This is a genomic window from Pseudomonas sp. BMW13, from assembly GCF_013357275.1.
Lineage (GTDB): Bacteria > Pseudomonadota > Gammaproteobacteria > Pseudomonadales > Pseudomonadaceae > Aquipseudomonas > Aquipseudomonas khazarica.
This window is the reverse complement of record NZ_SUKD01000020.1, coordinates 140,463-163,981: the sequence shown is the minus strand read 5'-3', so window position 1 is coordinate 163,981 and position 23,519 is coordinate 140,463. Positions and strand designations below refer to the sequence as shown.

Sequence of the window (23,519 nt, the reverse complement as noted above, 5' to 3'; positions counted from 1 at the left end):
GATGGCGACGTTGATGCAGGATGCCAGCGCAGGCCAGCGCCACCCGGTGATAGCAGAAGACCTGGAGTCGATCTTTTCCAGGCCCGAAGATTGGGCGCGTTTCGCGGGTAGCCATGTCTTGATCGCGGGTGCAACCAGCTTTCTTGCTGCCTATCTGGTCGAGTTCTTTGCCCTCCTGAGCGAACGTTGGCCTGAGCAGCCTGTGGTTGTTCACGCTCTGGCGCGCAACCCAGAAAAGCTACGCCGCCGGTTCGCGCATCTGATGCAGCACGCATGGTTCCGCCCCATCATCCAGGATGTCTGTGATCCGCTTCCCGAGCTCGAGCGCGTGGACTTCGTCGTTCATGCCGCTGGTGCCGCCAGCCCCAAACACTATCTGGCCGATCCTGTCGGTACCGTGCGCGCCAATGTCCTCGGCACGCTCAACCTGCTCGAATTGGCCCGGCTGCATCATGCCAGGGTTCTGTTCATGAGCAGCGGCGCTGTCTACGGTCATGGTGAAAGTGACAGGCCCATCGCTGAGGGAGATTTCGGCGTACTGGACCCGCTGGACATTTCCGCCTGCTACGGGGAGGGCAAGCGAGTCGCCGAGACCCTGTGCGCCGACTACTTTCGACAGCACGGCGTGAACACCATCATGGCGCGGATATCCCATACCTACGGCCCCGGGATTGCCCTGGATGACGGGCGTTCCTTTGCCGACTTCGTCGCTGACGCCCTGGCCGGACGCGACATCGTCCTCAACAGTGATGGTTCCGGCAGTCGGCCGTTCTGTTACGTGGCCGACGCCACCTTGGCGTTCCTGATATTGCTGCTGCGAGGCGAGGGCGGCAATGCCTATAACGTCGGTCTGGATCAGGAAACCACGATCCTCGAACTGGCAAGGCTGATCGCGGGACTTTCGCCAACCCCTGGCCTGAGCGTTTCGCATCAACCCCCCAATACGGCGCGGCAGGCACTGTTTCGCGCCCACGGCCATTGCGACATTTCCAAGATGGAAAGACTGGGATGGCGGCCTACGATTCTCCCCGAGGCAGGGTTCGAGCGAACCTTGCGCTATTTCACCGAATCCTGAACGGTAAAACACATGGAAAAGACCGCACGCAATCGTCTCGTCGAGGCTCGGGAGCAGTTCAAGGCGGGTGAGATCGACAAGAACGAATATGTCGAATACCTCAACACACAGCACCGAGGGCTTTTCGATTACCCCGCGTTCATCTCCGGCACCGATGTGGCGGAAGTTCGGATGACCCATGAGGGGGTCACGGTAACGTCCGCCGCGTACGGTATTTCGATGTCGGTGGACGCCGTTGACCTGCACGCGACACCTTACACGTTGCTCGACTTTGGCAGTTACGAGACCGATGAAACCCGCTTCCTCGAGTCGGTATTTCGTGACGGCGATGTATTTCTCGACATCGGTGCAAACCTTGGTTGGTACTCCCTCGTGCTGGGGCGCAGTTGCCCGAATTCACGTATCTATGCCTTCGAGCCCATCCCCGCGACGGTCGAGGTCCTGAAGAAGAACATCAGGCTCAATCAATTGGATAACATCGAGCCTGTTGGCATGGGGCTGTTCAACGAAGAGGCCGAGCTGAACTTTCTTTTTGCCCCCGATGTCTCGGGCGCCACTTCGCTGAAACTGACCGGACAATCGCGTGGGACCTCGGCGATACAGGATGTGGTGTGCAAGACCACGACCCTGGATGCCTTCTGCGCCTCCCGCGATATCGTGCCTTCCTTGCTCAAGATCGATGTCGAGGGCGCAGAGCTTATGGTGCTGCAGGGAGGGGAGACGATCTTGCAACACACGCCAATCATCCTGGTTGAACTGCTGCGCAAGTGGTCGCGGGAGTTCGGCTATCACCCCAATGATGTATTTGCCCTGCTGGGGCGTCATGGCTACCGTGCCTGGGTCTTCGCCGCTGACGGCAAGCTGGAGGCTTGCGCAGAGGTCACCGAGCAAACCGTCCAGACCAACTACCTGTTCATGCACCCGCAACGGCACGCCGAGGTGCTTTCCCGGTGGTGTTCACCCGCTCGATAGAGGCTCTGCCATGTTTGTTCCGACGGCCATGAAGTACGGCCTTATCACCAATGTCATGATCTTCGGCCACCTCACTGCAGGGAGCCGGAGCAATCTCGGTGACGATATCCAGACACATGCTCTCGAGCACCTGTATGCCTGCATGGGGATTCCTGACGAGCAGATCGTACGGCTCAATCGCTATGAGTTTCGTGATTACGACGGACGCCATGGCTACGTGCTCATGCCGATGTGTGGCTATTTCACGCTGGGCAATGCACAGAGTCCGCTGCCATTGTCGCCCTACATCATCCCGATCTATTTCAGCTTCGGGCTTTCCAGTGACGTGGATGATCCGGCAGAGCTGGATCATTTTCGCCGGCATGAGCCCATTGGTGCTCGTGACGAACGGGTCATGCACATGTTCCGTTCGCGTGGCGTGGCGGCCTTTCTTTCCGGGTGCCTGACCATCACCTTCCCACGTCGTGAGCGCGCTCCTGTGGACGGCAAGGTGTTTCTCGTCGATGTCCCGGACGAGGTGCTGGAGCACATGCCTCAGGCGCTTCTCGACAAGGCCGAGCGGATGACGCACGTATACCCCTATGAGCGCATTCCCTCCGATCAGCAGGAGGCTGATCGCCTGGATGCCCTGGCGCGCGAGCAGTGCAGGCGCTATGCCGACGAGGGGGCGCTGGTGGTGACCAGTCGCCTGCACTGCGCGGCCCCCTGCATCGCGATGGGGGTTCCGACCATCGTCGTGGCTCACAACATCAGCGATCGCTTCGCCTGGCTGGATCGCTTCGTGAAAATCCATACGCGGGAAACTTTCGCCGAAATCGACTGGAATCCCGGCGTGCTCGATCTCGAAGACCTCAAGCAGCAGATCCGCAACGCCGCTGCCAGGCAGATAGAACTCGCGCATGAGCGCTGGGCGCCCTGGGCCGAGATCAGTGCGTTCTACGAGGCGCGTGAACGTAGCCGCTACAATCATCTGATGGAACAGGCGCTGCGCCGCTTGCTGACGGATGACCCGGCTCCCCTGCGTTTCGCCTTCTGGGGAGCCAATACGCACGGTGTGCGTTTGAGCCGCACGCTACGGGAGTTGCGACCAGGCAGCGAGCTGGTGGTGGTGGTGGATGAGTACCTGCAGGCCGACAGCTTCTGTGGCGTGCCTGTGGTGCGCTCGGACGCGCTGGCAGGATTGCGACGAGACGGCGTCTATGTGTTCATTACCACGTTCGCGGGGCGTGACTATGCCGAGCGGCACTTGCAGGAGGCGGGGGTAGAGCATGGGTGCCTGTTCGATGATCAGCTCACCTTCCATGCGCTCTCGTAAGCCTTGAGGCCATCGGGGACAATCGACCTGGGTCGTCCGGGAATGCTCTGGCCGAAGGTGTCCGGTGCACGGCAAGGTCGCCGGAGCCGAAGCCCTGCCAGGGCGCAAAACAATGACAGGGGACATGATGCAGAATGATGTGATGGTCGGAGGTCGTTGCCTCGACGAGCCTTGGCGGGTGGGTGTCGCTGGTGTTGCCGGTGATGATCCGGAGCAACTTTTCTTCCTCGACGAGTCATTCTGGCAGCCTTTGCTGCGCGAGCTGCCCTGGCAGCAACTCAAGGCCTATGGCGATAGCCATGGGCTGATTTTCGAGCGGCTCGTTCCCGAGCAGGAGATAGCGTGTGACGCGCTGTTGCTCGTCCCAGGCGTCCAGGCAGGACCGTCCCTGTCTGCCGGAAATCGGCAGGCGCGTCGTTACCTTCTGTTGCGTGGCCAGCAGCCACGTTTTGCTGTCGAGCAGGAGGCTTCGTTCGCACGCATCTTTCTTCCGCGTGGCGAGCCTTTCACCGATGGTCAGCTGGTTTGCCTGAATCAACCGCTGAAGCTGCCGCTGGCGTCAGCGCAGCCAGGGCAGTGGAGAGTCTGTACGGATATGCCCGAGGTGCCGGGACTGCTCTCTCCGCAGTGGCGCGAGTGCCTGGAAGCAGGGCAGGTGCCAGTACACCGGGGCGACTGGGACGTTCCTGCGTGGGTACCGCCAGGGATTTACGTCGATGCGCGTGATTGTCCGGGCGAGACCGATATCGAAGCCCGCTGTGCCGCCCAGGTCGACGCTGCAGCGGCAGCGCTGCAGGCGTTCTGCTCCGACAAGGGCAGCTATCCATATTCCGCCGAATGCTGGATCGCCGCGCTGACTGCTGCGATCGCGGGTGATGCCGCTGCCGTTCGCAATCAACGGCCGTTGCTCAGTGTCATCATCCCGGCCTACAACTACGGGCGTTTTCTGAAGCAGACGATCTCCTCCGTCCTGGATCAGGGGTATGACGATATCGAGATCCTGGTGCTCGATAACGCCTCGACCGACGGTACAGCGGAGGTCGTCAAGTCGTTCGCTGGCGAACCTTGCGTACGTTACTTGCGCAACTCACGCAACGTAGGTCCCAGTTACAACGTTCTCAATGGCATCCAGCTCGCTCAGGGGCGTTATCTGTCGATTCTGATGGCGGATGACTACTACAACCCGGGTTATCTGGCACGTCTGCTCCCGCGTTTGCTGAAAAAGCCCGAGGCAGTGGTCGGCTACACCGCAATCCGTTGGGTGAATGAACAGGGCGCGTCCCTCGTCGCGCCCAGACACCCAGGGTACTGGCATGAGGACTATGACGGTGGGCGCAATGAGGTAGCGGAACTGCTGATTCATGACAACTACATTCCGCCTTCGGCGGCATTGATCCAGCGTGAGCCCTTCCTGCAGGTTTGGCGCAGAGACCCGAGGCTCAATGGTGCCGGTGACTGGCTTTCGATGTTGCAAGTAGCGGAGAGGCATCCTGACTTCATCTTTCTGAGCGAGCCTGGCGTCACCTACCGGGCCCACTCGGCGCAGCTTTCTACCGAGTTCTACTCTTCAAGTGCCCCGCTGTCCGACCATATCCGTTTGGTGGAAGGCGTTTTCGAGCGTGGTGCCGAGGACCGGTTGCGAGGTCGGGAACGTGATGTCGCGGCGCATCTGCGCCGCCGGCTTGCCCTTTACCCGAGCGAACAGACGTCGCAGTTGGGCGAACGTGTGCGGCTTCTGTGCGAGCGTCTCGAGGCGCGTGCGCTGCTAGACGAGCGCGCGCTGTTCTCCATCATCCTCACCACCTACAACCGCGCCGATCTGCTCAAGGATGCCCTGGCCAGCGTCGGCAGCCAGACGCTGCGCGATTTCGAAGTCATCCTGGTCAACGACAACGGCGAGCCGGTCGAGCAGCTGCTGGCGGCCTGCGACTTTCCCGTCACCTATATCCGCCAGGGGCGCAACCAGGGGCTGTCGGCGGCACGCAACGCGGGGCTTGCGCTGGCGCGCGGGCGTTACATCGTCTATCTCGACGACGACGATATCTACCTGCCCAACCACCTGGCCGTGCTGGCCGAGGCCTTCGAGCAGCATCCGGGGAGCGTCATCTATACCGGGGTCGAGTACGTCAACGAGAAGCTGGAGGACGGGCAGCGCATCGAGCTGGAGCGCGGCCAGCCGTTCAAGCACGAGACGTTCGACCGCGACCGGCTGTTCGTGCAGAACTACATCCCGGTGAACACCTGGGCGCATCCGCGCGAGATGCTCGCCACGGTCGGTGAGTTCGACACCGATCTCGCCGCATTCGAAGACTGGGACATGCTGCTGCGCCTGGCCACGCGCTACCCGTTCGTGCATGTCCCCACCGTTACCAGTGAAGTGCATACACGGGCGCCTGGCGCCGGTGGCGACCACATGCTGGGACGTGAGCGCAAGAACTTCCCGGCACTCTACCGAGAGCTCTATGGGCGTTATGTCGGCTCCTGCAGTGACGGCTTGCAGCGTGATCGCGAGAAGATGCTGCGCAGCCTCGGCGAACCGGTCAGGAGCGACCTGGCGCAGTGGCTGGCCGAACGCCTGCCAACGGTCAGCGAGAACCGCCAGATCGGCGAGTACCTGCAGCATCATCAGGGCGGGCCGCTGATCGGTGTGGTGGTGGTCGATGCGCAGGGGCAGTCCGAAGCGTTGATGGTGACGCTCAAGAGCCTGATCGGCGAGCACTGCCTGTATGCGACGTTGCGCATTCTGGTGATCACCTCAGCGGACGTGCCGGCCACCTCGGCGACGGACAAGCTGCATTTCCTGCGCATGACCGACGAGCCCCTGGCTGCGCAGGTCAATCGCGCGGTCGAGGCGAGTGACTGCCAGTGGTTCATGCTGGCGAGCGCGGGCGACGAGTTCACCCAGAGCGGGTTGATGGTGGCGGGGCTGGAACTGGCCCGCAATGCGGACTGCCGTGCGGTTTACGGCGACCAGTTGCAGCGCCTGCCGGACGGTAGCCTGGGCGGGGCTTTCCTGCCGGGGTTCAATCTCGATCTGCTGCTCAGCTTCCCCATGGTGATGGCGCGCCACTGGTTGTATCGCCGCGATCTGTTCCTGGCCTGTGGCGGCTTCGACTTGGCGTTCCCTGAGGCCTTCGAGTTCGAGTTGCTGACCCGGCTCATCGAGCAGGAGGGCTTGGCCGGGCTGGGCCATATCGATGAGCCGTTGCTGATCGCTCATGCCCCGGCGTTGCGTGACAACCCGGACGAGCGCAGGGTGATCGAGCGCCATCTGGGCAATCGCGGATATGAGGCCAAGGTACTGCCGGGCCTGCCGGGTCGCTATCGGGTTCACTACGGCCATGCGGCCACGCCGCTGGTGTCTATCATCCTCGGCACGGACGTGCCGCTGGCCGCCCTGCAGCGTTGTATCGAGAGCCTGCTGGAGAAGACCGCTTACGCTCGCTACGAAGTGCTGCTGGCCGACGCCGGCAGCCACCCGGATGTCAGTGCCTGGCTGAGTGAAGTGGCGGCGCTTGGCGATGACAAGGTCCGGGTGATCGCAGGAGGCAGCGGGTTGGCGCAGAATCGGGCGGCGGAGCAGGCGAGGGGAGAGTACCTGTTGCTGCTTTGCGGTGACGCCGCCATCGTCAACGCCGATTGGCTCGACGAATTGCTCAACCATGCCCAGCGTCCCGAAGTCGGAGTGGTGGGCGGCAAGTTGCTGACGCCTGGCGGGCGTATCGCCCAGGCCGGCCTGCTGCTCGGGCTCAATGGTCCGGCAACGCCTGCCTTCGCGGGCGAGTCCATGGAGGCTGCGGGATACCTGCATCGTCTCCAGGTCGATCAGAACTACAGCGCCGTTGGCGAAGCCTGCCTGATGGTTCGCGCGGAGCTCTTCCAGCAGCTGGGTGGCCTCGATGCACAGCTGGCCGCCTTCCGCGATGTGGACCTGTGCCTGCGGGTTCGCGCGGCAGGCTACCTGACGGTGTGGGCCGCGAATGCGATCGTGCTGCATGAGGCCGAACAGGTGCGAGCAGGCGCCGCTGCGGAGGATCAGCTGTACGAGCGTTACCTGCCGCAGCTGGCTAACGATCCGGCCTACAACCGCAACCTGGCGTTGAGCGGGCGTGGTTTCGATCTGGAGAGCGACGTGTCGCTCACCTGGCGCCCCTTGAGCTGGCGGCCCTCGCCCGTGGTGCTGGCGCATCCGGCCGATCCCTGGGGGTGTGGCCACTACCGGGTGATCCAGCCCTTGGCGGCGCTCAAGGCGCAAGGTCTGGCCGATGGCACCCTGTCCATGGGGCTGCTCTCGGTGACCGACTTCGAACGCTACGACCCCGACGTCGTGGTGCTGCAGCGGCAGATCGGCGACGAGCGTCTGGAGGCCATGCGTCGCATCCAGCGGTTCTCGCGTGCATTCAAGATCTACGAGCTGGACGACTACCTGCCCAACCTGCCACTAAAGAGCGTGCACCGCGCGCACATGCCGCGTGACATCCTCAAGTCGCTGCGTCGCGGGCTGGAGTTCGTCGATCGCTTCGTGGTCTCCACGGCGCCGCTGGCCGATGCATTCGCCGGGCTGCATGGCGATATCCGGGTGATCGAGAATCGTCTGCCGGTGAAATGGTGGAAGGGCTTGGAGAGCCAGCGCCGGCGTGGACGCAAGCCGCGTGTCGGCTGGGCGGGCGGGGTCAGCCATACCGGTGACCTGGACCTGATCGTCGATGTCGTGCGCGAACTGGCGGGCGAGGTCGAGTGGGTGTTCATGGGCATGTGCCCGGACGTGATCCGGCCGTTCGTTAATGAAATCCACGCGGGTGTCGATATCGAGTCTTACCCGGCTGCTCTGGCTGGTCTGGATCTGGACCTGGCCCTGGCGCCCGTGGAGCAGAACCTGTTCAACGAGTGCAAGAGCAATCTGCGTCTCCTCGAATATGGCGCCTGTGGTTTCCCGGTGGTGTGCAGCGACCTGGTGTGCTACCGCGGCGACCTGCCGGTGACCCGGGTGAAGAATCGCTTCCGTGACTGGGTCGACGCCATCCGCATGCACATCAACGATCTTGATGCGGCAGCGGTTGCGGGGGATCGTTTGCGTGACGCGGTCTACCGCGACTGGATGCTAGATGGAGAGAATCTGCAGCGTTGGCGCCAGGCCTGGACGCCTGATTGATGCGCAAATGGGCCGTCGGACCCCTCGCTTGGTCCGACGGTTTTCAGTCAAAGCCGGCCTTTGGCTATCAAGGATCGGTTAAGTGACTGAGTAGAAAGAATAAAAAAAAGCTGAAAATTGTCTCTAAAGCTCCTTAGGCAAGCGCCGATAAAGAGATCGAATGCGAACTCTCTGGGCGTCTGAGCATGCAGGCCCGAGCTCGCAAGCTCAGACAAACGGTTCTACGGTCATCTGGAGGCAATACCATGGCCCTTACAGTCAACACCAACGTTGCGTCCCTCAACACTCAACGTAACCTGAACAGCTCGTCCAAAGGCCTGGATACTTCCCTCCAGCGCCTGTCCACCGGCTATCGCATCAACAGCGCCAAAGACGACGCTGCCGGCCTGCAGATCGCCAACCGCCTGACCAGCCAGATCACCGGCCTGGGCGTCGCGACCCGTAACGCCAACGACGGTATCTCCCTGGCGCAGACCGCTGAAGGTGCTCTGCAGCAGTCCACCGGCATCCTGCAGCGTATGCGTGACCTGGCGCTGCAATCCGCCAACGGCTCCAACGGCGCTACCGAACGTGCTGCACTGCAGGGCGAAGTCGCCCAGCTGCAACAGGAACTGAACCGTATCGCCGACACCACCAGCTTCGGTGGTCGCAAGATCCTCGACGGCAGCTTCGGTTCGCAGAGCTTCCAGGTCGGTGCGAATGCCTACGAAACCATCAGCGTTTCCATCGGCTCGGCCGCTACCGATCGCATCGGTATCAACCGCTTCACCACCGACGGTGGTGCCGCTCAGGCCATCGCTTCCGGTGCCGCGTTCAGCGCCACCTCGGGCAGCGCCTACGGCAGCTCCTCGTTCAACATCAACTCCAAGCTGTCCGACGGCAACGTCGCCATCTCGGGCGCGGCCAGCGGTGCCGCCAGCGAAGTGGCTCGCGCTGTCAACGCGAAGAGCGATGAAACCGGCGTGACCGCCAACGCACGTACCGTTGCCGAGCTGGGTGGTATCACCGTTTCGGGTACTGTGTCCTTCGACCTCACCGGCCTGACCAGCAAGTCGCTGTCCACCGATGCTGTCAGCATCTCGGCAGTGGTGACTGACCTGACCGACCTGTCTTCCCTGGCAGATGCGATCAACCGTGAAACCGGCAAAACTGGTATCTCGGCTGTATCCAAGGGCGACACCATCGAACTGGTCAGCTCTCGCGGTGATGCGATCCAGGTCTCCAACTACGCGGGCTCCGGTGGTGCGACTCTGCAGGCCAAGAGCTTCGACGGCGAGACTACCGTCGGCACTGCAGCTACCATCGCTGTTGGCGGCGGTGCGCGGGCTGATGGCCAGGTGCAGCTGGAAGCAGCCGACGCCTTCCAGGTTAGCGGTCTGACCGGTGGTCTGGGTACCGACGGCTTCAGTGAGCTCGATGCGGTGAATACGATCGATATCAGTACCGCGACGGGGGCTCAGGATGCACTGGGTATCATCAACGGTGCGATCTCCAACATCGACAGCCAGCGTGCTCAGCTCGGTGCCGTGCAGAACCGCTTCGAGAACACCATCTCGAACCTGCAGAACATCGCTGAGAACTCCTCCGCTGCTCGTAGCCGGATTCGTGACACCGACTTCGCTGCCGAAACTTCGGAACTGACCAAGAATCAGATCCTGCAGCAGGCCGGTACCGCGATCCTGGCTCAGGCCAACCAGTTGCCGCAGGCAGTACTCAGCCTGCTGGGTTAAGGCCAAAGGCGCTAGACTACGGGGGGAAGGGCCAGGCTCTTTCCCCCGTTACCTCATTGTGAGGAGAAATTTATGGACGTCAGCTCAATCAAGCCTCAGGTCAGCTCCACGGTTGTCCGCGATGGTGGCGTCTCCAACGCTGCTGATTCACGCCCGAAACAGGGTCTCGCCGGTGTCGCTGCGATCAGCGTGACTGACGAACAGTCAACCGCTCGCCCCGTACCACCCGCTCAGGATGTCAGTCGTGAGCAGGTCGAGGACGCGGTGGCGACCATCCAGGAATTCGTCCAGTCGGTCCGTCGCAATATCAACTTCGCGGTGGACGATGGTTCCGGACGAGTCGTGGTCAAGGTGACGGATTCGGGGTCCGGTGATGTCATCCGGCAGATTCCGTCCGAGGAAGCGCTCAAGCTGGCAGAGAATCTGTCGGAGGTGCGCAGTCTGTTATTCAAGGCCGAGGCATAGCGTCACGTCTTGGCATGAGTTTTGACTGTATTCCCTTATCGATAGGATGCAGTCGAATTTTTGACGAGGTACAGGATCATGGTAGGTATCACGGGAATCGGTTCGGGGATTGACATCGACTCAATCGTCAAGACTCTGGTCAATGCCGAAAAAGCACCGAAAACCAACCAGCTTGACCTTCTCGAGAAGCAGACCACCACGCGCATCTCTGCACTCGGCAGCCTGACTGGCGCCTTGAATACCTTCAAGACGGCGATCGATGCGCTCAACAAGCCCGCCTTGTTCGAGTCTCGCACGGCCAGTTCGTCGAGCAGCAGCGTGCTCAAGGCAACCGCCACCACTACTGCCTCGGCGGGCACCTACAGTGTTCAGGTCCAGCAGCTGGCGGCCAGCAGCAAGGTCGCGCTGCAGTCAGTGTCTGCGTCCGGCAGCACGCCGGCCACGTTCAATAGCGGCACGCTGGAGATCTCGGCGGGCACCAGCAGTATCAGCGTCGACATTACCGAGGCCAACAACACCTTGGCCGGTATGCGCGATGCCATCAACGAGGCCGGCAAGACTAGCGGCATCAGCGCGGCCATCATCACCGATGACTCGGGCTCGCGCCTGGTACTCAGCTCGACCAAGACCGGCGCGGGCAACGATATCCAGGTGGCGGTCACCGAGGATGGCGTTACCACCGGCAGTAACGCGCTGACCAGCCAGGCCTTTACGCCGACGGTCGATCCCGGAAACGCCGATGCGTTTCTCAAGCCCAGTTCCGATACCGGTGCAGGTGGTGTGATCACTCAGGCCAAGTCCGCCAAACTGACCATCGACGGTCTGCAACTGGTGCGCAACAGCAACAAGATCGAGGATGCGCTCGAGGGCGTGACGATCGATCTGGTTTCGGCCCAGAGCGCTACCGACCTGACCGATGGCAAGACCATCAGCCTCACGGTGGGGGTCGACAAGGCCAGTGTCAAAAGCAACCTGCAGAAATTCGTCGACGCCTACAACGCCCTGATTTCGTCGTCTGCGCAGTTGACCGCAGTCGTCGAGGTAGAGGGCTCCGATCCGGTGGCAGGGCCGCTGGTGGGGGACTCCACGGTGCGTAGCGTGATGTCCGGGCTGCGCAACGAAATCGTGAAGATGACCGGTGGCAGCGAGGACAGCGTCAAGGCGCTGGCCAGTCTCGGCATCACCACCGACGAAGATGGCAAGCTGTCTATCGACGACACCCTGCTGACGACCGCGCTCGACAGCAATTTCGACCAGGTCGGCAGCTATCTCACGGGCGAAGACGGCCTGATGGGGCGTCTGTCTGGCTTCGTTTCGGGCTATGTGGCGACCGATGGCGTGCTGAAGCAGCGTGACAGCGCCCTGCGTGGCACCTTGCAGAACATCGACAAGCAGCGCGAGTCGCTGGACAAGCGTGTGGAGAGCCTGCAAACGCGCCTCTACGCTCAATACAACGCCATGGATTCCCTGGTGGGGCAGCTCTCGCGAACCAGCGAAAGCCTGGGCAGCATGCTGGCCAACCTGCCTGGTTTCGTGAAGAAGGACAGCTAAACGATGAGCAAGAATCCGATTGATGCCTACAAGCAGGTCAAGACCAGCCAGGAGGTATCGCCTTACCGCACGGTGCAGCTGTTGCTCGAAGGCGCGCTGCAGCGCGTGATGCTGGCCAAGCAGGCCCTGGCCGAAGGCGATACCGAGATCCGCGGCATGGCCGTGGGCAGCACCATCACCATCCTGGGCGTGCTGCAGGCTGCGCTGGACAAGGAGCTGGGCGGGGAAATCGCCGAGAACCTGGATGCGCTCTATGACTACATGACGCGCCGTCTGGCAGGTGTCGCCCTGGATGACACACCGCGTACCCTCGATGAAGTTCAGGCGCTGCTGGGTGACATCAAGGGCGCCTGGGATGCCATCGGCCCGGAAGTCGAGCCCGTCCCGGCAAATTGAGATTGCGGCTAAAGCTTTCTTCGCCAGCGCCGATACCTTAGGTATCAGCCCATCGGTAGAGCGAGAGCAACTATGAACGCAATGGCGGCCCTCAGGCAGTATCAGACCGTCAACAACCAGGCCCAGGCTGCGGAAGCCAGCCCTCATCGTCTGATCCAGATGTTGATGGAAGGTGGCCTGTCTCGTATTGCCCAGGCGCGCGGCGCCATGGAGCGTGGCCAGACCTCCCTGAAGGGCGAGCTGATCGGCAAGAGCATTGCCATCATCTCGGGGCTGCGCGAAAGTCTCGATCATCAACAGGGTGGCGAGCTGGCGGGTAATCTCGACAACCTGTACGAGTACATGATTTCCCGTTTGACCGAGGCCAACGTCAGCAATGAGCCCGAGCTCCTCGAAGAGGTGTCGGGATTGCTGCGCAACGTCAAACAGGGTTGGGATGCCATCGCCCAGTAGTGGCCGGCATCGGAGGAGAAGCGAATGAGTTCATCCGTTCAGCGTTTGCAGGCGACCGGCTCGGCCATGCGTGACGCCCTGGCCAAGCAGGACTGGGCCGCCATCGGCGAGCTCGATCTGCAATGCCGCATGGCGGTCGATGCGGCGATGATCGACAGCCGCGACGAAGAGGAGCTGCGTGTCAGCATGGAAAACCTGCTCGCCTTGTACCGTGAGCTGGTTGCCGTCTGTCAGGCGGAGCAGCGCCGTCTCGCGGGTGAGCTGGTGCAGCTCAATCAGTCCCACCAGGGCGCCAAGGTCTATCAGCTTTTCGGTTGATTTCCCGGTGTTACCGAGTTTAACCAGCAGGTTCGACTCGGTTTGCCTCTTTCCGCTTTTCCTGCCTCTCTCTGTTTCATCGGTTGCCACTACCCGGCTTCGCCGGCAAGTGCTTAGCTAGAGCCAGGCGCGAGTGAAAAAAGTTACGTCATAAAATTGACTGGCTTCAATTTTTTGACTTTACTAGTGGCCAATTGCCGGATCGCGCCGGGCATCTGGCGCGTCGTTCCCTACACTCTTCGGGTCAGACAAACACAAGATGTGGCGTGAAACCAAAATCCTGTTGATCGATGACAACGCTGCGCGTCGTCATGAGTTGGCGATCATCCTGAATTTCCTCGGTGAAGAGCACCTGGCCTGTACGAGCCTGGATTGGCGCAGCGCCGTTGCGGACCTCGACTCCAGCCGTGAGGTGCTCAGCGTGTTGCTGGGTGACGTCGAGGCCAAGGGCGGCGCGCTCGAGCTGACCAAGCAGATCGTCGGCTGGGACGAGTTCCTGCCGTTGCTGACGGTCGGGGAATCGTCGATCGGCGAGTGGCCGGAGGACCTGCGCAGGCGCGTGCTGGCCAGCCTGGAAACCCCGTTGAGCTACAACAAGCTGCTCGACTCTCTGCATCGCGCCCAGGTCTACCGGGAAATGTACGATCAGGCCCGTGATCGCGGGCGTCAGCGCGAGCCCAATCTGTTCCGCAGCCTGGTCGGCACCAGTCGCGCCATTCAGCAGGTGCGGCAGATGATGCAGCAGGTCGCCGATACCGAAGCGAGCGTGCTGATCCTGGGCGAATCGGGTACCGGCAAGGAGGTGGTGGCGCGCAACCTGCACTACCACTCCAAGCGCCGTGAGGCCCCTTTCGTGCCGGTCAACTGCGGGGCCATTCCGGCCGAGCTGCTGGAGAGCGAGCTGTTCGGCCATGAAAAGGGGGCGTTCACTGGCGCCATCACCAGCCGGGCAGGGCGCTTCGAGCTGGCCAACGGCGGTACCCTGTTCCTCGACGAGATCGGCGACATGCCGCTGCCGATGCAGGTCAAGCTGCTGCGTGTGCTGCAGGAGCGCACCTTCGAGCGTGTGGGCAGCAACAAGACCCAGACTGCCGATGTGCGCATCATCGCGGCCACGCACAAGAATCTGGAGAAGATGATCGAGGACGGCAGTTTCCGTGAGGATCTGTACTACCGCCTCAACGTCTTCCCCATCGAGATGGCACCGCTGCGCGAGCGCATCGAAGACATCCCGCTGCTGATGAACGAGCTGATCTCGCGCATGGAGCACGAGAAGCGTGGCTCCATCCGCTTCAACTCGGCGGCCATCATGTCGCTGTGTCGCCATGACTGGGCGGGCAACGTGCGCGAGCTGGCCAACCTGGTCGAGCGCATGGCGATCATGCATCCCTATGGCGTGATCGGCGTTGGCGAGCTGCCGAAGAAGTTCCGTCACGTGGATGACGAGGACGAGCAACTGGCCGCCACCCTGCGCGATGAAATGGAAGAGCGCGCCGCGATCATGGCCGGGTTGCCGGGGCTCGACACGCCGGCCATGCTGCCGCCCGAGGGCCTGGACCTGAAGGACTACCTCGGCAACCTCGAGCAGGGGTTGATCCAGCAGGCGCTGGATGATGCCGGCGGCGTCGTCGCGCGGGCGGCCGAGCGCCTGCGCATTCGTCGTACCACGCTGGTGGAGAAGATGCGCAAGTACGGCATGAGTCGTCGTGAAGAGGAAGGTCAGGACGACGACTGAGGCGTCATCGATACGTCCATTGATGCAGGCGTTTCATCCAATAAAGCCGGGGCTTTGACACAGCACCCGGCTTTATTTTTCAAGTTATTGAAAAATAAGAACAAAAAAATAGGCACAGGGATTGCTAGGTCTCCTGCATCTGACCGTCTTCTGACGGTGCGTCATGCGAGAGAAGCAGATGGAAGCCAACCGCCGTCCCACCGAATCCACCGAGCCCAGCCTGTCGGCGCCGCTCGAGCAGGCCAGTCGTGCCGGTCTGGAACAGGCCTTTGCCCTGTTCAACCAGATGTCCAGCCAGCTCAGCGAGTCGTACAGCCTGCTCGAGGCGCGGGTCAACGAGCTCAAGGGCCAGCTGGCATTGGTCAGCGCCCAGCGCATGCAGGAACTGGCGGAGAAAGAGCGCCTGGCGCATCGCCTGCAGAGCCTGCTCGACCTGCTGCCGGGTGGCGTGATCGTGATCGATGGGCAGGGCGTGGTGCGCGAGGCCAACCCCGTGGCCCGGGCACTGCTGGGACAGCCCCTGGTCGGCATGCTCTGGCGCCAGGTGATCGCGCGCAACTTCGCCCCGCGTGAAGACGATGGCCACGAGATTTCCATGCGCGATGGCCGACGCCTGTCGATCGCCACGCGGTCGTTGCACGGCGAGCCCGGTCAGCTGGTGCTGCTGACCGACCTGACGGAAACCCGTCGCCTGCAGGATCAGCTTTCCCGTCACGAGCGACTCTCTGCGCTGGGGCGCATGGTGGCCTCGCTGGCGCATCAGATTCGTACACCGCTGTCCGCGGCACTGCTGTATGCCAGTCACCTGAACGAGCAGGTCCTGCCCGCCGAGCAGCAGCAGCGCTTCGCCGGGCGTCTCAAGGAGCGTCTGCACGAGCTGGAGAACCAGGTGCGCGACATGCTGATCTTCGCCCGCGGTGAGTTGCCGCTGCCGGATCGTCTGTCGCCCGCCGAGCTGTTCGCTGCCCTGCGCGCGGCCGCCGAGGCCCACGTCGGCGACATGGCGGTCCGCTGGCAGTGCGACGTCCGCGAGGGCGAGCTGCTGTGCAATCGCGACACCCTGGTCGGCACGGTGCTCAACCTGATCGACAACGCCATCCAGGCCGCCGGGCGCGATGCTCGTCTGAAGATCCATCTGTATCGTCGTGATGGCCAGCTGCGCCTGTGCGTCAGCGACAACGGCCCGGGCATGTCACGCGAAACCCTGGCGCGCCTGGGTGAACCCTTCTTTACCACCAAGACCACCGGAACCGGCCTGGGGCTGGCGGTGGTCAAGGCCGTGGCGCGTGCCCATCAGGGCCAGCTGCTGCTGCAATCGCGTGCGGGTCGTGGAACCTGCGCCATCGTTTCCCTGCCGCTGCTCAACGCGGCACCTCATTCGAAACAGGAGTAACCCATGGCTGCCAAAGTCCTGCTGGTTGAAGACGATCGCGCCCTGCGCGAAGCCCTGGCCGATACCCTGTGCCTGGGTGGGCACGACTATCGCGCGGTCGATTGCGCCGAGGCGGCGCTGGTCGCACTGAGCGAGGAGCCGTTCGGCCTGGTGGTCAGCGACGTCAACATGCCGGGGATGGACGGGCATCAGTTGCTGGCGCAGATCCGCACTCGCCACCCGCAGTTGCCGGTGCTGCTGATGACCGCGTTCGGCGCGGTGGAGCGTGCGGTCGATGCGATCCGTCAGGGTGCCGCCGATTACCTGGTCAAGCCCTTCGAGCCGCGCACCCTGCTGGAGCTGGTCGCCAAGCATGCGCTGGGCAAGCTGCCGGCCGGCGATCGCGACGGCCCGGTGGCGCTGGAACCGGCCAGCGTGCAGTTGCTCGAGCTGGCGGCCCGCGTCGCGCAGAGCGATTCGACGGTGATGATCACCGGCGAGTCCGGCACCGGCAAGGAGGTGCTGGCGCGCTACATCCATCAGCAGTCGCCGCGCGGCAATGGCCCGTTCATCGCGATCAACTGCGCGGCGATTCCCGACAACATGCTCGAGGCCACCCTGTTCGGTCACGAGAAGGGTGCCTTCACCGGCGCCGTCACGGCCCAGCCAGGCAAGTTCGAGCTGGCGGATGGCGGCACCATCCTGCTCGACGAGATTTCCGAGATGCCGCTGGGGCTGCAGGCGAAGTTGCTGCGCGTGCTGCAGGAGCGCGAAGTGGAGCGGGTCGGGGCGCGCAAGCCCGTCAGCCTGGATATTCGCGTGCTGGCGACCAGCAACCGCGATCTGGCCGGCGAAGTGGCGGCCGGGCGTTTCCGTGAGGATCTCTACTATCGCCTGTCGGTGTTCCCGCTGGCCTGGCGTCCGCTGCGCGAGCGACCTGCCGACATCCTGCCGCTCGCCGAGCGGTTGCTGGCCAAGCACGTCAAAAAAATGAATCAGTCTCCGGTGCGTCTCTCCGAGTCGGCGGCGCAGAGCCTGGTACAGCATCAATGGCCCGGCAACGTGCGGGAACTGGACAACGCCATCCAGCGCGCCCTGATCCTGCAGCAAGGCGGGGTGATCCAGGCGCAGGACCTGTGCCTGAACGCCTCCATCGGCCAGTCCGTGCAGAGCGCCGCGCCGCGCCTGGCCGTGGTGCCCAGTGCGCCGGCGGCCGTGGTCCCGGCGGACGAAGCGCTGGGCAGCGGTGACGGTGGCGCGCTGGGGGAAGACCTGCGGCGTCGCGAATTCCAGGTCATCATCGACACCCTGCGTGCCGAACGTGGCCGCCGCAAGGAGGCCGCCGAGCGCCTGGGCATCAGCCCGCGCACGCTGCGTTACAAGCTGGCGCAGATGCGTGATGCCGGCATGGATGTCGAGGCCTATCTCTACGCCAGTTGATCTCTGGTAACGCCGCGTTCGCCATCGCCTGGCTCCTCGTGCAGGAGCCTTTCATTCGCGATTCCGGCGGGCGCGGTGCTGTCTCTTTTCGCGGATGAATCCGCTCCTGCCGGCCGTACCTCCCCGTCGCCCGCTCTTGCTCTTGCTTGAAGCTTGAAGCTTGAAGCTGCTCTCTTGGCACCCTTGTTGCAGATACCCCTGCAAAGCACCGCTAGCGTCAAAAAGCGGGCAGTGGAGGATGTCATGAGTCAGGGTGTTGAATTCAATCGCTTGATGCTGGAAATGCGTGCCATGCAGGCCGAGGCCATGGCCCGGCAGAAGCCTGCTGTCAGCGAGCCAGTGGCCGGGGCGCCGAGCTTCTCGGAGATGCTTGGCCAGGCGGTGAACAAGGTCAACGAAACCCAGCAGGCTTCCAACAAGCTGGCTACCGCTTTCGAGATGGGCCAGAGCGGGGTCGACCTGACCGACGTGATGATCGCCTCGCAGAAAGCCAGCGTATCCTTCCAGGCCATGACCCAGGTGCGTAACAAGCTGGTCCAGGCTTATCAAGACATCATGCAGATGCCGGTCTGAGGGTTGATTCATGGCTGAAGCAGCAGTAGCAAACGTCCCGGCCAAGGCTGACGCAGGCGAGCCCAAGAAGCCGCTGCTGGGTCTTAGCTTCCTGGAAAACCTCGCGGAAATGTCGGTGCTGCGCCAGCTCGGCCTGCTGGTCGGCCTGGCCGCCAGCGTGGCGATCGGCTTTGCCGTGGTGCTCTGGTCGCAGCAACCGGACTATCGTCCGCTGTACGGCAGCCTGAACGGGATGGACGCCACCCAGGTGGTCGACACGCTGGCGGCGTCCGGCATCGACTACACCATCGAACCCAATTCCGGCGCCCTGCTGGTCAAGGCCGACGATCTGGCGCGTGCGCGCATGCGCCTTGCCGCCGCCGGAGTGGCGCCGACCGACACCAGTGTCGGCTTCGAGATTCTCGACCGTGAGCAGGGCCTGGGCACCAGCCAGTTCATGGAAGCGACCCGTTACCGCCGTGGCCTCGAGGGCGAACTGGCGCGCACCGTGGCCAGCCTCAACAACGTCAAGGCTGCGCGCGTGCACCTGGCCATGCCCAAAGCCTCGGTGTTCGTGCGTGACGAGCGCAAGCCTTCCGCCTCGGTTCTGGTGGAGCTGTACCCGGGCCGCGCGCTGGAGCCCAGCCAGGTCATGGCCATCGTCAACCTGGTCGCCACCAGCGTGCCGGAACTGGACAAGGGCCAGGTCACCGTGGTCGACCAGAAGGGCAATCTGCTCTCCGACCAGCAGGAGCTGTCCGAGCTGACCATGGCGGGCAAGCAGTTCGACTACACCCGTCGTATGGAAACGCTGTTCACCCAGCGCGTGCACAACATCCTGCAGCCGGTGCTGGGCACCGGGCGCTACAAGGCCGAAGTGTCTGCCGACGTGGATTTCAGTGCGGTCGAGTCCACCTCCGAGATGTTCAACCCGGACCAGCCGGCCCTGCGCAGCGAACAGCAGGTCAACGAACAGCGCCAGAGCAGCCTGCCGCCGCAGGGCGTGCCGGGCGCACTGTCCAATCAGCCGCCGGGTCCGGCTGCCGCGCCGCAGCAGGCCGCTGCCGCCGCGGCACCTGCCGGGCCGGTAGCCGCCGGGCAGCCGCTGGTGGATGCCAATGGCCAGCAGATCACCGATCCGGCCACCGGCCAGCCGATGCTGGCGCCTTACCCGGCGGACAAGCGCGAGCAGTCCACGCGCAATTTCGAGCTGGATCGTTCGGTCAGCTACACCAAGCAGCAGCAGGGGCGCCTGCGTCGCCTGTCGGTCGCGGTGGTGGTGGATGACCAGGTGCGTGTCGACCCGGCGACGGGCGAGACCACCCGCGTTCCGTGGAGTGCCGACGACCTGGCGCGTTTCACCCGTCTCGTGCAGGACTCGGTCGGCTTCGATGCCAGCCGCGGGGACAGCGTCAGCGTGATCAACACCGCGTTCACCGCGTCCATCGGCGAAGAGATTCCGGATATCCCGTTCTACACCCAGCCCTGGTTCTGGGACATCGTCAAGCAGGTGCTCGGCGTACTGTTCATCCTGGTCCTGGTGTTCGGCGTGCTGCGCCCGGTGCTGAACAACATCACCGGCGGCGGCAAGGGCGGCGAGCAGGGCAAGGGCGGCGACGTGGAACTGGGCGAGATGGCCGGACTGGATGGCGAGCTGTCCGACGATCGCGTCAGTCTGGGCGGGCCGCAGAGCATAATGCTCCCCAGTCCCAGTGAGGGGTATGATGCACAACTGAACGCCATCAAGAGCCTGGTGGCGGAAGATCCGGGCCGCGTTGCCCAGGTAGTGAAAGAGTGGATCAACGCCGATGAGTGACAATCGTACCGCTACCAAGCTGACCAAGGTCGACAAGGCCGCGATCCTGCTGCTGTCGCTGGGTGAGACCGATGCCGCGCAGGTGCTGCGCCATCTCGGGCCCAAGGAAGTGCAGCGCGTCGGCGTGGCCATGGCCGGCATGCGCAACATCCACCGCGAGCAGGTCGAGCAGGTTATGGGCGAGTTCGTCGAGATCGTCGGCGACCAGACCAGCCTGGGCGTCGGTTCCGACGGCTACATCCGCAAGATGCTCACCGCGGCACTGGGCGAGGACAAGGCCGGCAACCTGATCGACCGCATCCTGCTCGGCGGCAGCACCAGTGGCCTGGACAGCCTCAAGTGGATGGAGCCGCGTGCGGTGGCGGACGTGATCCGCTACGAGCACCCGCAGATCCAGGCCATCGTCGTCGCCTACCTCGATCCGGACCAGGCCGGCGAAGTGCTCAGCCACTTCGATCACAAGGTGCGCCTGGACATCATCCTGCGCGTGTCCTCGCTCAACACCGTGCAGCCTTCGGCGCTCAAGGAACTCAACCAGATTCTCGAGAAGCAGTTCTCCGGCAGCGCCAACACCTCGCGCGCCACCATGGGTGGGGTCAAGCGTGCGGCGGACATCATGAACTTCCTCGACAGCTCGGTGGAAGGCCAGCTGATGGACTCGATCCGCGAGGTGGACGAAGACCTGTCGACGCAGATCGAGGACCTCATGTTCGTGTTCGACAACCTGGCGGACGTCGACGACCGCGGCATCCAGGCGCTGATGCGCGAGGTGTCGTCCGAGGTGCTGGTACTGGCGCTCAAGGGCGCCGACGATGCGATCAAGGAAAAGGTCTTCAAGAACATGTCCAAGCGCGCCGCGGAACTGCTGCGCGACGACCTGGAGGCCAAGGGGCCGGTGCGCGTCAGCGACGTCGAAGCGGCGCAGAAGGAAATCCTCACCATCGCTCGCCGTATGGCCGAAGCCGGCGAGATCGTGCTCGGCGGCAAGGGCGGCGAGGAAATGGTCTAAGCCATGTCGGTGACCAAGGAGCCGGAGAGCGAGCTGATTCGTGCCAAGGATCTTGGCACGTTCGACCGTTGGGCATTGCCCAGTTTCGACCCGCCCGGAGACGCGCAGGCCGAAGCCGAGCCAACCGTCGAAGAGCCGGCGCCGGCTGCCGAAGCGGAGGTGGACGAGGCGGCGCAGGTCGAAGAGGTGGCGCTCGAGGATGTCAAACCCCTGACGCTCGACGAGGTGGAGGCGATCCGCCAGGACGCCTACAACGAAGGGTTCGCCACCGGCGAGAAGGACGGTTTTCATGCCGGCCAGCTCAAGGCCAAGCAGGAGGCCGACGCCGCCCTGGCGCTCAAGATCGACGGCCTCGAGAAACTCATGCAACAGTTGCTGGAGCCGATCGCCGAGCAGGACCAGCAGGTCGAGGTCGCCCTGGTGCGCCTGGTCAGCCACATGGTGCGCGAGGTGATCCAGCGCGAGCTGAACACCGATTCCAGCCAGATTCGCCAGGTGTTGCGCGAGGCGCTCAAGCTGCTGCCGATGGGCGCGGACAACATCCGTATCCAGATCAACCCGCAGGACTTCGAGACGATCAAGGCCCTGCGCGAGCGCCATGAAGAAGACTGGCGCATTCTCGAGGACGACGGCCTGCTGCCTGGCGGCTGCCGTATCGAATCCGAGCACAGCCAGATCGACGCCAGCGTCGAAACGCGCATGGCACAGGCGCTCAAGCAGCTGTTCGAGCAACAGCGTGCACAGGCGACCCAGCCGCCCGAGGCGGACATCAACCTGGACCTGGAAAACTCCGATGCGCCTTGACCGGGTGAGCTTCGCGCGGCGCCTGGAGGGCTACAGCGACGCCATCAACCTGCCCAGCCAGCCGATCCTCGAAGGCCGCCTGCTGCGCATGGTCGGCCTGACGCTGGAGGCCGAGGGGCTGCGCTCGGCAATCGGCAGCCGCTGCCTGGTGATCAACGATGACAGCTACCACCCGGTGCAGGTCGAGGCCGAGGTCATGGGCTTCTCCGGCGGCAAGATCTACCTGATGCCGGTCGGCAGTCTGGCCGGCATCGCGCCGGGCGCACGTGTCGTGCCGCTGCCGGATGCGGGCCGCCTGCCGATGGGCATGTCGATGCTCGGCCGGGTGCTCGATGGTGCCGGCAGGGCCCTGGACGGCAAGGGCGGCATGAAAGCCGAGGACTGGGTGCCGATGGATGGCCCCATGATCAACCCGCTCAACCGTGACCCCATCAGCCAGCCACTGGATGTCGGCATCCGCACCATCAACGGCCTGCTGACCGTCGGGCGTGGCCAGCGCCTGGGCCTGTTCGCCGGTACCGGCGTGGGCAAGTCGGTGTTGCTCGGGATGATGACCCGCTTCACCGAAGCCGAGATCATCGTCGTCGGCCTGATCGGCGAACGTGGGCGCGAGGTGAAGGAGTTCATCGACGAAATCCTCGGCGAGGAGGGGCTCAAGCGTTCCGTCGTGGTCGCCTCGCCTGCCGACGATGCGCCGCTGATGCGCCTGCGTGCGGCGCAGTACTGCACGCGTATCGCCGAGTACTTTCGCGACAAGGGCAAGAACGTGCTGCTGCTGATGGATTCGCTGACCCGCTATGCCCAGGCCCAGCGGGAGATCGCCCTGGCCATCGGCGAGCCGCCCGCGACCAAGGGCTATCCACCGTCGGTGTTCGCCAAGCTGCCCAAGCTGGTCGAGCGTGCCGGCAATGCCGAGGCCGGCGGTGGTTCGATCACCGCGTTCTACACCGTGCTGAGCGAAGGCGATGACCAGCAGGACCCCATCGCCGATGCGGCGCGCGGTGTGCTCGACGGGCACTTCGTCCTGTCCCGCCGGCTGGCCGAGGAGGGGCATTATCCGGCCATCGACATCGAGTCCTCCATCAGCCGGGTGATGCCGCAGGTGGTGCCCGCCGAGCAGCTCAAGCAGGCGCAACGCTTCAAGCAGCTGTGGTCGCGCTTCCAGCAGAGCCGCGACCTGATCAGCGTCGGTGCCTACGTCCCTGGTGGCGACGCCGATACCGACCTGGCCATCGCGCGGCAGCCGCAGATGGCCCAGTACCTGCGTCAGGGGCTCGGCGAGAGCGTCGGCATGGCGCAGAGTCGCGAACAACTGGCCGGTGTGCTGGGGCAGTGACGGGGCGAGACATGGTTCCTGAGCCGAC

18 protein-coding genes are annotated in these 23,519 nt (G+C 63.5%); all 18 read left to right on the top strand.

Features of this window, described 5'->3' with window-relative positions; all coding sequences use genetic code 11:
* Window position 1 precedes the first annotated feature (1 nt).
* The 18 genes from E4487_RS16205 (at window position 2) to fliI (ending at window position 23,491) form a co-directional block, all read left to right on the top strand.
* Entirely contained in the window at window positions 2-1,075 is a 1,074-nt protein-coding gene (locus E4487_RS16205; RefSeq protein ID WP_175253839.1) for an NAD-dependent epimerase/dehydratase family protein, read from the top strand.
* 12 nt (window positions 1,076-1,087) lie between these two features.
* Entirely contained in the window at window positions 1,088-2,047 is a 960-nt protein-coding gene (locus tag E4487_RS16200; RefSeq protein WP_175253838.1) for an FkbM family methyltransferase, read from the top strand.
* 10 nt (window positions 2,048-2,057) lie between these two features.
* On the top strand, window positions 2,058-3,362 hold the full coding sequence (locus tag E4487_RS16195) for a polysaccharide pyruvyl transferase family protein (RefSeq protein ID WP_175253837.1): 1,305 nt from the start codon (window positions 2,058-2,060) through the stop codon (window positions 3,360-3,362).
* 124 nt (window positions 3,363-3,486) lie between these two features.
* Window positions 3,487-8,514, top strand: coding sequence for a glycosyltransferase (locus E4487_RS16190; protein WP_257229440.1), 5,028 nt, complete (start codon window positions 3,487-3,489; stop codon window positions 8,512-8,514).
* A gap of 245 nt (window positions 8,515-8,759) precedes the next feature.
* Window positions 8,760-10,244 carry a flagellin gene (locus tag E4487_RS16185; protein ID WP_037050397.1) on the top strand — a complete coding sequence of 495 codons (1,485 nt, stop codon included), beginning with the start codon at window positions 8,760-8,762 and terminating at the stop codon, window positions 10,242-10,244.
* A 72-nt stretch (window positions 10,245-10,316) separates the two neighbouring features.
* The gene (locus E4487_RS16180) at window positions 10,317-10,709 is read left to right on the top strand and encodes a flagellar protein FlaG (protein ID WP_175253835.1); all 393 of its coding nucleotides are present in this window, start codon (window positions 10,317-10,319) and stop codon (window positions 10,707-10,709) included.
* Between the two features lie 78 nt (window positions 10,710-10,787).
* Complete coding sequence (fliD, locus tag E4487_RS16175) at window positions 10,788-12,260, top strand: flagellar filament capping protein FliD (RefSeq protein ID WP_037050399.1); 1,473 nt, start codon at window positions 10,788-10,790, stop codon at window positions 12,258-12,260.
* 3 nt (window positions 12,261-12,263) lie between these two features.
* Window positions 12,264-12,656, top strand: coding sequence for a flagellar export chaperone FliS (fliS, locus tag E4487_RS16170; RefSeq protein WP_037050402.1), 393 nt, complete (start codon window positions 12,264-12,266; stop codon window positions 12,654-12,656).
* Window positions 12,657-12,728: 72 nt separating this feature from the next.
* Window positions 12,729-13,109, top strand: a complete 381-nt coding sequence (gene fliS / locus E4487_RS16165) for a flagellar export chaperone FliS (RefSeq protein WP_037050404.1) — start codon at window positions 12,729-12,731, stop codon at window positions 13,107-13,109.
* Window positions 13,110-13,133: 24 nt separating this feature from the next.
* Window positions 13,134-13,427, top strand: a complete 294-nt coding sequence (locus E4487_RS16160) for a flagellar protein FliT (RefSeq protein WP_037050406.1) — start codon at window positions 13,134-13,136, stop codon at window positions 13,425-13,427.
* 259 nt (window positions 13,428-13,686) lie between these two features.
* The gene (locus E4487_RS16155; RefSeq protein WP_037050409.1) at window positions 13,687-15,162 is read left to right on the top strand and encodes a sigma-54 dependent transcriptional regulator; all 1,476 of its coding nucleotides are present in this window, start codon (window positions 13,687-13,689) and stop codon (window positions 15,160-15,162) included.
* Between the two features lie 178 nt (window positions 15,163-15,340).
* Window positions 15,341-16,555, top strand: coding sequence for a PAS domain-containing sensor histidine kinase (locus tag E4487_RS16150; protein WP_047586153.1), 1,215 nt, complete (start codon window positions 15,341-15,343; stop codon window positions 16,553-16,555).
* A 3-nt stretch (window positions 16,556-16,558) separates the two neighbouring features.
* Window positions 16,559-17,974: a sigma-54-dependent response regulator transcription factor FleR gene (fleR, locus tag E4487_RS16145; RefSeq protein ID WP_134675529.1), complete on the top strand. Its 1,416-nt coding sequence runs from the start codon at window positions 16,559-16,561 to the stop codon at window positions 17,972-17,974.
* Between the two features lie 243 nt (window positions 17,975-18,217).
* On the top strand, window positions 18,218-18,547 hold the full coding sequence (gene fliE, locus E4487_RS16140; RefSeq protein ID WP_037050415.1) for a flagellar hook-basal body complex protein FliE: 330 nt from the start codon (window positions 18,218-18,220) through the stop codon (window positions 18,545-18,547).
* A gap of 10 nt (window positions 18,548-18,557) precedes the next feature.
* The gene (fliF, locus tag E4487_RS16135; RefSeq protein ID WP_037050418.1) at window positions 18,558-20,342 is read left to right on the top strand and encodes a flagellar basal-body MS-ring/collar protein FliF; all 1,785 of its coding nucleotides are present in this window, start codon (window positions 18,558-18,560) and stop codon (window positions 20,340-20,342) included.
* On the top strand, window positions 20,335-21,351 hold the full coding sequence (gene fliG, locus E4487_RS16130) for a flagellar motor switch protein FliG (protein ID WP_037050420.1): 1,017 nt from the start codon (window positions 20,335-20,337) through the stop codon (window positions 21,349-21,351). The genes fliF and fliG overlap by 8 nt, the downstream gene beginning before the upstream one ends.
* Before the next feature lie 3 nt (window positions 21,352-21,354).
* The gene (gene fliH, locus E4487_RS16125; protein WP_175253834.1) at window positions 21,355-22,155 is read left to right on the top strand and encodes a flagellar assembly protein FliH; all 801 of its coding nucleotides are present in this window, start codon (window positions 21,355-21,357) and stop codon (window positions 22,153-22,155) included.
* Window positions 22,145-23,491 (top strand): flagellar protein export ATPase FliI, encoded by a 1,347-nt coding sequence (fliI, locus tag E4487_RS16120; RefSeq protein ID WP_134675532.1) that lies wholly within the window; start codon window positions 22,145-22,147, stop codon window positions 23,489-23,491. The genes fliH and fliI overlap by 11 nt, the downstream gene beginning before the upstream one ends.
* Window positions 23,492-23,519 lie beyond the last annotated feature (28 nt).